This is a genomic window from Serratia sp. CoH_122_TC_1 (assembly GCF_058191755.1).
In genome coordinates this window covers 136,796-148,542 of record NZ_JBXWLA010000012.1, presented here as the reverse complement: position 1 = coordinate 148,542, position 11,747 = coordinate 136,796, and the positions used below count along the sequence as shown (strand labels likewise).

General features: G+C 56.0%; 7 protein-coding genes. 3 read left to right on the top strand and 4 right to left on the bottom strand.

Features of this window, described 5'->3' with window-relative positions; genetic code table 11:
* Positions 1-56: 56 nt before the first annotated feature.
* Complete coding sequence (locus AC2FC2_RS16750) at positions 57-5,048, bottom strand: alpha-2-macroglobulin family protein (RefSeq protein WP_490659567.1); 4,992 nt, start codon at positions 5,046-5,048, stop codon at positions 57-59.
* Positions 5,049-5,318: 270 nt separating this feature from the next.
* Between AC2FC2_RS16750 and AC2FC2_RS16745 the strand changes: the two genes are divergently transcribed.
* The 3 genes from AC2FC2_RS16745 to AC2FC2_RS16735 all read left to right on the top strand — a co-directional run bounded on the left by AC2FC2_RS16745 (position 5,319) and on the right by AC2FC2_RS16735 (position 9,097).
* Entirely contained in the window at positions 5,319-6,323 is a 1,005-nt protein-coding gene (locus AC2FC2_RS16745; RefSeq protein WP_490659566.1) for a LacI family DNA-binding transcriptional regulator, read from the top strand.
* Between the two features lie 154 nt (positions 6,324-6,477).
* The gene (gene nhaC / locus AC2FC2_RS16740) at positions 6,478-7,917 is read left to right on the top strand and encodes a Na+/H+ antiporter NhaC (protein ID WP_209638353.1); all 1,440 of its coding nucleotides are present in this window, start codon (positions 6,478-6,480) and stop codon (positions 7,915-7,917) included.
* A gap of 1 nt (position 7,918) precedes the next feature.
* Positions 7,919-9,097, top strand: a complete 1,179-nt coding sequence (locus AC2FC2_RS16735) for a MalY/PatB family protein (RefSeq protein ID WP_404760715.1) — start codon at positions 7,919-7,921, stop codon at positions 9,095-9,097.
* Positions 9,098-9,162: 65 nt separating this feature from the next.
* On the opposite strand, the gene sseB is transcribed toward AC2FC2_RS16735, so the two are convergent.
* The 3 genes from sseB to iscX all read right to left on the bottom strand — a co-directional run bounded on the left by sseB (position 9,163) and on the right by iscX (position 11,741).
* Complete coding sequence (gene sseB, locus AC2FC2_RS16730; protein WP_209638356.1) at positions 9,163-9,993, bottom strand: enhanced serine sensitivity protein SseB; 831 nt, start codon at positions 9,991-9,993, stop codon at positions 9,163-9,165.
* A 168-nt stretch (positions 9,994-10,161) separates the two neighbouring features.
* The gene (gene pepB, locus AC2FC2_RS16725; protein ID WP_404760714.1) at positions 10,162-11,457 is read right to left on the bottom strand and encodes an aminopeptidase PepB; all 1,296 of its coding nucleotides are present in this window, start codon (positions 11,455-11,457) and stop codon (positions 10,162-10,164) included.
* 83 nt (positions 11,458-11,540) lie between these two features.
* Positions 11,541-11,741 (bottom strand): Fe-S cluster assembly protein IscX, encoded by a 201-nt coding sequence (gene iscX, locus AC2FC2_RS16720; protein WP_209638368.1) that lies wholly within the window; start codon positions 11,739-11,741, stop codon positions 11,541-11,543.
* Positions 11,742-11,747 lie beyond the last annotated feature (6 nt).

Here is an 11,747-nt window from a genome sequence, read left to right as displayed (position 1 = left end):
AGGCATCACTCTCTTACCCCGCCGCCGGAGAAGCTACCGGGGCGGGGCAAAAGGGATTATTGGGCGATATCAAGCCGTTGCGGCGTCGCACCCAGCGCACGCCAGGCAGGAACATACATCGACTCCACCTGCGGTGCTGGCACCAGATAACTGCCCGGCGTCACCGCACGCGCTAAATACAGCAACGTGGTATGACGGTAACCGTCAATATTCACCGCCGCCACATAGCGATCGTCACGGAACTCCTGATGTTTGATGTCGGCCTGCTGCATGTCCTGCAACAGCTCAGTCACGCTGCTGGCGCTTTCACCCAAGCTGGCGCTGCTGTCGCCCAGGTTCTGGTTCTCCAGTTCCAGCCCGGCGGGCAGCAGATCAACCACCAGCGCATCCGGTACCTGGTTATCTGCCCAGACATCCAGGTGTACCAAGATCAATTGGCCACTTTTCAGTTGGGTCAGATCCACCGCTTTGCCGTCAAGCCCAAGGAACTCACGACGAATGTTAAGCACATTGCTTTGCGGCTGTGGTGCTTGCTGCGGATAACCGACCAGATCAACGCGGCTGTACAGCGTACCCTTGCCGGTATTTGTGAGCGGTAATCCGGCGGATAGTTGTTCCGCAGAGAGGTTCTGCGTCAGCGCCTGGCTGCCAGACAGGGTCTTGCCCTGCGCCGTTTGCGCTTGCCATGGCGTTTCCGCACTGCCAATCAGGTTGCGCGCAGCCAGGAATAACGCATTGCTCTCCTGCGTAGACAGATAACGTTCACCGTTAAGCCGCTCTGACAACGTCAGTAAACGCTGGTCACGCTCGGCCGGCAGCAGATTATTTTCGGTCAACAGCGCCAGGATCATCGCATCATCACGCAATGGACTGCCGTAATCTTCCAGCCAGTAATCCTTGGCATTACGCTGCGTAGCCAACCCTTGTTCGATCACCTGATTGGCTCGCGGCATATCCCCCATCAACTTCAGCGCCACGCCAAGTTGCACCAACGGCAGGCCAGAGCGAGCGTCCGCACGGCGTTCGTACAGCTGTCGCAGCGCACCCAGAGGAGCCTGTTGCTGGCGCGCCAGTACCAAACCAGCATAGGCCTGCACAGCAAACCGGGTGTGATCCGGGTACTGAGTGGAAGCAACGTCGATCTGGCTGCGATCCTGCAAATAGCGCTGCAGGCGGTTGTTGGCCGCCGTCAGGGCGTCAGCCGGTACGCTGTAGTTTTGCTCACTGGCGCGGAACAAGAAATCAGTGGCATAAGCCGTCAGCCAAAACTCCTCTTGGCTGTCGCGGTCCCATAAGCCAAAACCGCCGTTATAGCGCTGCATGCTGAGCAGATGCTCGATGCCTGCATCGATACTGCTGCGCCGGCTTTCATCGCTGCCGGATTTGATGCCCAGCGCACTAAGCTGTGCCCGGTTGGTATACAGCGACGGATAAAGCCCACTGGTCGTTTGTTCCAGGCAGCCGTAAGGATAAGCATAAAGCTCGCTGATATAGCGGGCGAGGTTGATTGGAGGACGGCTGGTCAACAACAACTGCCCTTCCGTTGTCGCCTGCACAAGCCCTGCTGCGGCATCTGCCGGTAGACCCCAGCTTTCACCGGCATGAATGACGCTGGCGAACTGGCGGGTTTGTGCCGGATAGGCCGGCCGCACGCCAATCTTCCAGGTATGCTGGTAGTCTTTTAACGTTTCTCCCGGTAGCACCAAACCGCTGACCGTCAGCGACACGTCGCCCTGCCCAAAGCCCGCCAACGCCTGCACAGGAATGTGTAGCGTGGTGCGCTGGCCATTTTCCAGGCTAACCTGTTGCTCCGCGCTCCCCTGCAATGCCACCAACCCACTGGAAGCCAATTTTACCGCCAAGGTTTGCGGTTGCCCGGACAGGTTGCTGACATCCAGCGCCAATTGGGTGGTATCGCCCCCCGCCAGGAAGCGCGGTGTCGCCAATTCGGCCACCACCGGTGCGGCAACAACGGTCTTGCTTTCCGCCTTGCCAAAGTCTTCGTCGCTCCACGCCTGCGCCATCAGGCGTAATTCACCGTTGAAGTCCGGAATCGCGATCTGGATTTCACCTTCACCGTTGGCGTCCAGCTTAACCGGCTGCGCCTGCTGGGCGACAATGGTTACCGCGGTGATCGGCTTTTTCCCGCCACGCGACAATGCATCTTCGTCATCGCCGTCGCCGCCGTAACGCAGGTTAGCCAGACGCCCTTTGCCTTCGATCAGTTGGCCGTAAACATCGTACTGATCGGCACTGTAGCGCTTGCGGCCAAAGAAGGCCTGATACGGATCCGGCGTCACATAGTCAGTGATATTGAGGATGCCGCTGTCCACCGCGGAAAGCAGCACGTTGATTTGTTGCGGCGGTTTACCATTGCTGTGAGCGGCCTTCACTTTTACCGTCAGCATCTGGTTCGGGCGCATACGCTGCGGAGCGTCCAGCGTCAGCGCCAGCTTGCGCCCCTCATCCACCAATGGCAGATGCAACAACCCTACGGCTCGTTTCGGCGTCGACTGCTGTTGTTTATCGCCCGGGCGGATCACCAATGCACTGAGATACAGATCATGGCGTTTCCAGTCTTGGTTGATTGGCACCTCAACATCAATCCCCTTGACAGGTACGTCCAGCTCCTGCCACCACAACGGGCCGTCACTGGATTCCACCAGCAGATACCCCTTACCGGCGGCGGGCGCTTCGATATGCAGTTTCACTTTTTCGCCCGGCTTGTAGGCCGGCTTATCCAACTTCAGCTTCACTTGATCCGGGCGCACTGCGCCACTGCCGTTGGTGTTGTCCTGCCAGCTGTAGCCAGCCCAAAAACGCAGGCTGCTGATCAGATTGCTTTGTGGATCCACCACCTCAATACGATAGGCGCCCCACTCCACAGGGAAGCTGACCTTGGCGCTGCCATTGGCAGCAATATCGATGGTTTGCTCCGCCAACGGCAGATCTTTCTTGTCGTACAACGACTGCCAGCCCTCACCTTCTGACCACTGCCAGTAATAGTCGCGACGTTCACGCACCAAGCGGGCTTTCAATCCATTGACCGCCAGCTTTTCACCGGCAGCATTGGCATAGACGATATCAAAACCGGCCTGGGTATTTTCATCCACCACGGGCTGGGCCTGATAGCTGTTGCTACGATAATCATAAATCTGTTGTTTGTTGAACAATGGCCGAATGCCAGGCAGCGCATCGGCAGGCCAGATCGCCTGCTCGGCGCGGCGGGTTACCGGACGCCCCCCAGACTCCAGCAAGCTGGCCTGCAAGATGGCCTTCAGTGGGGATTTCACCTCTGCCCAGCTGCTGTCTATCGCCACCTGTGCCTTGCCGGCATTATCCAACGCCTGATCGAACTCATCCATATTGCGTGACAGGCTTTCTTCTGTCACCGACCCGAATTCATACCCCGGCAGGCTACTGACCGCTTCACGCTGTGGCCGCAGGAATACCTGCCCTTGCAGGCGATTGCCCGAAGCAGGAGCGCCGTAGAGGTAACGGCCGGTAATATCGAACACCAGCTGCGCGTCAGGACTCAGCGGGGTTTTCTCTGCGGTGATGTCCAGCGCCATACGCTCCGGCAGGAAATCCTCTACCTTAAAGCTGTACAACCGCGGCTGGTTATCGCCCAGATTAAAGCGCAGTGACCAGTTGCCTGTCGGCCCATTTTCGGGGATTTGATATTGGTATTGGTACAGGCCATCCTGCGGCTGCCAGACAAAGCTCCGCGCCACCTGATCGTCCGGCTTGACGATATCCACCTTCACCGGCTGAGCCGGCAAGGGCTTGCCGTCAGCGTCACGCAGCAGGCCATTAACGATCAGTGTTTCACCTGGACGGTATAAATCGCGCGGACCGAAGGCGAAGAACTGCTTGTTGTAACCTTCAGGCCCGGCAATGTCGAACTCAGCCAAATCCAATGCCGGCGTCGACAGATCAATCATGCTGGTCTGGCCCTGCTGGGTAGCCAACAACAAACGCGCCTTACTGCTTTTCGCCAGTTGAGCATGCCCTTGCTTATCGGTGGAACCTTGAGCCAGCGTTTGGCCTTTTTCATCCAACAGGCGCAGTTCAACGGCACCCAATGCGCCGCCGCCGTCCAGCGCCTGGGTGAACACGTCCAGACGGTCGTGATAGCTGTGGAGTGAAACGCCGATATCACTGAGGGTAAACAGGGTCGCCGGATTGGTATAACCGTAATGCCCGGCCTGTTGCATCACCGCCAGATAAACCCCTGGCTGCTGCAAGGCTTCGATGCCACTGAGCGGCAATAGCAGGCGTTCGCGGGTATTACGTTGCGGGTTAAGATCAAACCGACCGCTGTAGACCAGATCGGCCATTTTCAGCAGCTCTTCCGACTCCCAGCTGGAAAGCGCGTTGCGGTATTCCCAGTTAGCCAGAAATGCCGGTAAGGCATCCGCTTTCACCCTGAAGAAATTAACGTCGACATTGTCGACGTTCAACGCCATGACCGGCAAACCTGCAGCCAACTTAGTCGGCAGCAATGAACCTTTCCCGGCAAAACCGACGCTCGGTTTGATGTCGCGGGTGGCAATGGTCTGTTCCTGCTGTTTACCCAGCTCAGCACCATTGACCGCTTTAAGGCCACTCTCAATGGTCAGCACCAGTTTGCGGTTAGGCTGCAAATGACGCAGCCGCAGCTCCATCAGGTTGTCTGACAGTTCCCAGGCACCGTCAATTTTACCGCTGACACTGTCGACCAAATGGACGCGTGCGGCAAAATCCTGATTAGGCTCCAACGGCAAAGAAAACGTCAACACCATGGCACTCGCACCGTCGAGTTGCAGTTCGGAGGCATCAAGCAACGTCAGTGGCTTGCCGGCATCGCGCTTCGCCAACGCCGCCAGCGCAGCAGCATCAGGCCGTTTGGCCTGCGTGACGCCGCTTGCCTGTGCATCAGCTTGCGCTGCTGTTGGCGTTTTACCACCGTCATCACAGGCGGCCAGCAGCAGCAGGCCCCCCGCCAATGCGATCCCCTGACAAAGTTTCTTGCCTGATGCGAATGCCCCTGAACGGCATGGTTTCATCGTTTAACTCCCTGGCAGCGTTTGCGCGACATAGATCTATACCCTAAATAGTTCGAGTTGCATCGAGACGGCAAGAGCGCGAGGCCCGATGAACTTACGCAAGTAAGTGATTCGGGTGAGCAAGCGTAGCCAACAAAGATGCAGCTTGAAATATGACGGGTATACGCAATATCCGAATATGGATGAATAATAGCAGTGCTGTTAGCATCAGACCCAGCCCAATTTCCCCTTTAATGGAAAGCGCAACCACAGCCTTGTGCAGGAGACGATATGGCCACGATGAAAGAGGTTGCCCGACGCGCTGGCGTATCAACAGCCACCGTCAGCAGGGTGATCAATAACACCGCCTATGTTGAGCCGGTAACCCGCGAGCGCGTTGAGAAGGCCATGCGTGAGTTTAATTACCACCGTAATGCCGCCGCGCTGGCTCTGGCCAAAAGAAGTGGGAATATGCTGGGTTTATTGACCGGTAATCTCGACGACCCTTTTTTTTCACGGCTCGCACGAGGTGTGGAGGATGTCACCCGCAGAGGCGGTGTAAAACTGATGGTCTGCAGTGGGGGGCATCAAGCCGAGCTGGAGAAGAACGGCCTCGACTTTCTGATTAATCAGGGTTGCGAATCCATTGTTGCTCACGTTACTCGAATGAGCGATGCCGACGTTTTGCGCTACGCCGCCCATACCCCTGCCATGGTGGTGATTAATCGCTATTTGCCCGCCATCGCCAATCGCTGCATTTGGCTGGACAATGTCAGTGCCTCGCGGGCCGCCACCCAAATGCTTATCGAGCATGGTCACAGGAATATCGCCTGTATCACCACAGACTTACCGATCGATGACCGAAAACAGCGTCTGGAAGGGTATCGAGGGGCCATGGCCCATGCCGGGATCTCGGTACCGGGTTCTTGGATCATCAGCGTCCCCTTCAACGAACAGGGGGGTGAATTAGCCGCGGAAAAAATACGGGCCAGCAAGCACCCGTTCACCGCAGCACTGACATTCAATGACGTGATGGCCGCTGGCATGATGCGCACCTTCCGCCAACATCACATGAACCTGCCAGGGGATCTCTCGATCGTCGGGTTTGATGATGTCGCTTTAGCAAAATACCTTCATCCGTCACTCACCACCGTGCATTACCCAGTTGAAAAAATGGCCCGACGCGCAGCTAATTTGGCACTGCAGCTTAATTCCGGTACCGCTGTACCCCCCCAGAACAACATGTTTACCGCTGAGCTTATCCTGCGAGACTCGGTCGCTTCCCTCGAAAAATAGGCTAAATCAAGAAAACAAGGTCATTAAGCGAGAGATGGCTCACAGAACCCCACGCCATGAAACCGATTACATGGACAGTTGCCCGCGCTCACAATTCATTCATAACGAATTCACTAGGCTTGCATCACACCCTCATCCCTAACCGGAGTTGTAAATGAATGACAAGAAGAAACTCAACCTGGGGCTAGCGATGCTGCCCATTGTGGCGATGCTACTGCTGCTCATCGTAGGCTACGGTCAGTTTGGCCTGCGTATCGAGCCGTTACTGTTGGTCTCCGCCGGTATCGCCGCCGCCCTGGCCTACTGGCAAGGATACGAATGGAACGACATTATTGACGCTATCGTTGCCAAGTTAGCCAAGGCAATGCCGGTGATCATGATATTGATCTGTGTTGGTGGGCTGATCGGTACCTGGATGTTCAGTGGCACCATTCCTTACATGGTGTATTGGGGCTTAAAACTGATCAGCCCACAATATATCCTGATCGCCGCGTTCTTCATTACCAGTGTGATCTCCGTATGTACCGGGACGTCCTGGGGCGCCGCAGGGACCGTAGGGGTCGCGTTGATGGGCGTCGCTGCCGGCCTGGATGTGCCCTTGGCCGCCGCTGCCGGCGCAGTGGTTTCCGGCGCCTACTTTGGCGACAAAATCTCCCCGTTGTCTGACTCCACCAATTTCGCGGCTATCGTCGCGGATACCGATCTCTACAGCCATATTCAGCACCTGATGTATACAACATTACCGAGTTTCGTTTTAGCCGCGGTGGTGTATCTGATCGCCGGGCACACCAGCGCCGTTGGCAGCGCGGCTACGCCGGAAAAAGTGACCGAGATCGTCACGGCGCTGGAAGGTCTGTATCACTTCAACTTGCTGTTAATCTTGCCGCCGGCCTTAGTACTGTGGGGCGCCGTCACCAAACGTCCCGTGATCCCCGTCATGCTGGCGGCCTGCACTCTGGCGATTGCCATTGGTGTATTCCTTCAGGGGTTCAATCTGCAACAAGGCCTAAACGCGTTGATGGATGGTTTTAATCTTTCAATGTTTACAGTGCAGGGGCAAAGCATTACCGGCATCGTCGAGGATGTTCCACGTCTGCTCAACCGGGGCGGTATGTTCTCCATGATGAGCACCATTCTGCTGGTCTTCTGCGCATTTTCCTTTGCGGGTGCATTAACGCTAACCGGAGCGCTGACCGTGATCATCAATCGGTTGCTGAAAGTGGTTCATACCACCGGCCAACTGATCGCCGCAACGGTTGCGACCACGATCCTGGTTACCGGTGCCACTAGCGATGGAAAGCTGGCCTTGCTCATCCCTGCCGAGCTTTTCAAAGGAGCCTATCGCCGCATGGGTTTAGACAATAAGAATCTGTCACGAACCGTGGAAGATGCAGGCACCGTCATCGAACCTTTAATCCCATGGACCGCCGCCGGCATTTATATGGCAACTACCTTGGGTGTCAGCACACTGGATTTACTCCCTTGGGCAATCCAATGCTACGCCGCTGTGGTATTCGCTTTGATTTATGGGTTTACCGGATTCGGGATTGCCAAAATACAGCCACAGAACGATTTACAGCGTGAGGAAGCCTGACGTGAAACAGACCGATTTTAATCAGATCATCAACCGCCATAATACCGGATCGGTGAAATGGGACTTTATCGATCGCTATCTGCAACTCGATGAAACAGACCTTTTGCCGATGTGGGTCTCTGATTTTGACTTCCAGTGCCCTATGGAAGTCCGGCAAGCGCTGTACAACCGTGTTGAACACGGCATATTTGGCTACAGTGAACGTGACGCTCAGTACTACCAGGCAGCTATGGATTGGTTCGCTAACCGGCACAATCTGCCTTTGCAACGTGAGTGGTTCACTTCTATCGAGGGTGTCGTCCCAGGCTTGGCGATCTTGATCCAACTGCTCAGCCAGCCTGGAGATCCAGTCGTGATCCAGGGCCCTTACTATGGATCTTTCGCCAAAATAATTTCCATGAATGGCCGAGAAGTCCTTGAAAATCCGTTGAGAGAAAGCGCACAAGGCTATCAGTTCGACTTCGATCATCTGGAGGCCTGTTTCGAGCAGCGGAAACCACCGCTGCTGCTGCTTTGCAACCCGCATAACCCGACGGGGCGCTGCTGGACCCATAGTGAACTGACTCAGTTGATGACGCTGTGCAGCCGCTATGGCGTAACGGTTATTTCCGATGAAATTTGGGCCGATTTATTGCTGCCGGGCGAGACCTTCACCTCGGTACTGCATCTGGACAACGCTTGGCATGACAATCTGATTTCGGCGACGTCCGCCAGCAAGAGCTTCGGCTTGTCGTCACTGCGTATCTCAAACTTCCTCATCCCCAATGTTCACACCAGAAATGCGTTTATCGAACGCCTCAATGCGCATGGCTTAGATGTATTCAATGCGCTGTCGATGACCGCCGCAACGGCCGCGTATCAACAGGGCGAAGCTTGGCTTGATGACTTGCAAGGTTATCTGGCCGATAACCGGCGTTGGTTTGAACAAGCGTTAGCCCATACCGCGCCATGGTGCAAAATGACTCGAGCCGAAGGCACTTACCTTGCCTGGCTGGATTGTCGCGCTTTGGGCCTGGATGATAACGCCCTACAACAAGCGCTGATCCAGCATTCAAAGATCGCCGCCTCAATGGGCATCAGCTTCGGTGAGCAGGGAAAAGGGTTTATACGCATCAACCTCGGTTGCCCGCGTCAATATCTTGAAAGGGCCATTGAGGGGCTTGCCCGGTTAAAACCTTAATGCCGTTTGGTACAACGAGATAACGGCTACCGGCGGCCTGCGCGCCGCTCGGTAGGCCAAAGAGGTTACTGCGTCTTATCGGTCGACGGGATAATGTTACGCAACCAGCTGCCCCAGCGGCGTTGATAGAAAGGCTGAGTGTGGGTGATCAGGTAGTGGCTGACCCCGCGCTCCTTTTCCGACACCAGACAAAAATCCACGGGTTCATCATTAGGCGCCGTTTCGCTGGCTACGCTACCCGCTTCGTTGATCAGTGCTTCGATATCGCCTTGCTCACCATCCACTTCCAGCCCAATCAGCAGATTCGGTTTTTCATCCACCGCCTGATCATGCATCAGTGCCAAAAAGGCGCGGCGTACCGGCTTGCGTTGACTGAAAAGCGTGGTCAAGGCATCGATCATCGCCGACGGGTACTCTTCCGGCTGGCCCAGCAGGATCTGCGTATCCTTGTCGATATAGCGTTCTGCGGGTTTGCTGACACCGCCAGTCGCCAACAGCATTGCCACTTCTTCAGGATAAAACTCTTTGCCGTACTCGGCCTTCGGGTTGAGGAACAGATCCGCACCCTGGGTAATCTCAAATAATACCCGGGCCGGCATAGCGATGAACGGCTGTTCATCCTCAACGGCCTTTTGCAGCACGTCGACCGAGGTAAAGAATGGAATGATGCTCCCGCCGTCTTGTTTCTCCCAGTGTTGAATATTCACCGGTGTATCGGCGTTCAATGTGATGTCACCACCCTGCTGTACCTGTTCGCTGTCACCGAGGATCAGTACCGTAGCGTCAAGCAATTCGCGGAAGAATGCCGGACGGTGGGCCGGCTCTGACACCGCCAGCTTCAACAGGCGTTCAAGTTCGTTTTCGCCTGCGGCGGTATCGTGATGGTGAGAACTCATGCAAACTCCAGCAATCAAATAACGGGGCCCAGCATGCTGGGCCCCGAGGGTAAACGGCATTCTATACCTTATAGCTTTCATTTTGCAGCCTGGCGCCCAGCTAGCGCAGGTAACAACGCTGCAACGTGAAAGATGACGGGTATAACGCCCACCTGGGTGGGCATTCAATTATTTGGCTTTACTCAGCAGCAAGTTGGCCAGGGCACGGACACCCAAACCGGTTGCGCCCGCTGACCATTGCTCCACCGCGCCTTTACGGTAAGTCGCAGAACAGTCGATGTGCACCCAGCCTTGCTGGTAGTTTTTCACGAAGTGTGACAGGAATGCGGCAGCGGTGCTGGCACCCGCAGTGTAGGCAGGACCGGCAATGTTGTTCAATTCAGCAAAGTTAGACGGCAGTTGGCTGCGGTGGAACTCAGCCAGCGGCAGACGCCAGAAAGGCTCTTGCTCAGCGGCAGCACTGGCCAGCAGTTCTTGTGCCAGAGCGTCATCAAAGCTGAACAGCGCATGGTAGTCGTTACCCACCGCCGTTTTCGCCGCCCCGGTCAGAGTGGCGCAGTCGATGATCAGCTGTGGGTTTTGCTCAGACGCGTCGATCAGACCGTCGGCCAACACCAGACGCCCTTCTGCATCGGTATTCATCACTTCAACGGTTTTGCCGTTACGGTAACGGATGATGTCACCCAGTTTGAAGGCGTTACCGCTGACCATGTTGTCGGCACAACACAGGTACAGTTTCACACGTTGCTTCAGACCACGAGCCGCCGCCAACGCCAATGCACCGGTAATGGTCGCCGCACCGCCCATATCCGCTTTCATGGAGTCCATAAAGGCGCTTTGTTTCAGGCTGTAGCCGCCGGTGTCAAAGGTGATACCTTTACCCACCAGGCAGGCAAACACAGGCGCTTCCGGGTTGCCGGTCGGGTTGAAGTCCAGCGCCAACAGCACAGGTGAGCGATCAGAACCCCGGCCCACGGTGTGAATACCGGCGTAGTTTTGCTCACGCAGGTCCTCACCCTTGGTAATGCGGTAGCTGACGGCGTCGCAACCGACGTCGCACATCAAGTCGACCGCACGGGTAGCCAGTTGCTCTGGCCCCAACTCTTCTGCCGACATATTGATGGTGTCGCGCACCCAATCAACGATCTTCAGGCGCTGTTCCAGCTCTTTGCGGTCTGCTTCCGGCAGCTCTGCCCACTCAACGGTGCGCTTGCCTTTCGGCCCACGGAAACCCTGCCAAAAAGCCCAGCTGTTTTCCAGATCCCAGCCTTCTCCCGCCAGTTTGACGTTTTTGACGCCCTGGCCGTCGATCTTGCGGGCGGCACGTTGAATGCCACCCAGTTTGTCGTTACCGGTCAGATGGATGGTCATCCCTTCTGCACCGGTGCTCAGCAGCGCTTTTTCGCCCCAGCGAGCGTCGGCAGGTTGGTTCGACAGCGTTACCAGCATGAATTCAGTTGTCATAGCCTTCTTACTCCGGATTATTCTTTTATTAATAGTGTCGGATACAAAATAAACGGGCCGCCATTGGCAGCCCGTTACGCTATTTACTCCGCTTCATCTAACCAGACCAGCAGGATCGCTTCCAGTATTTTTTCATTGGAAGCCTGTGGATCGTCGTCAAAATCTTCCAGATCGCAAATCCACTGGTGCATGTCGGTAAAACGTACGGTTTTCGGATCGGTATCCGGGTATTGGTCGTACAGGGCTTCGCCGATGTCACGGCTGTCGGTCCACTTCAGTCCCATTTCTAC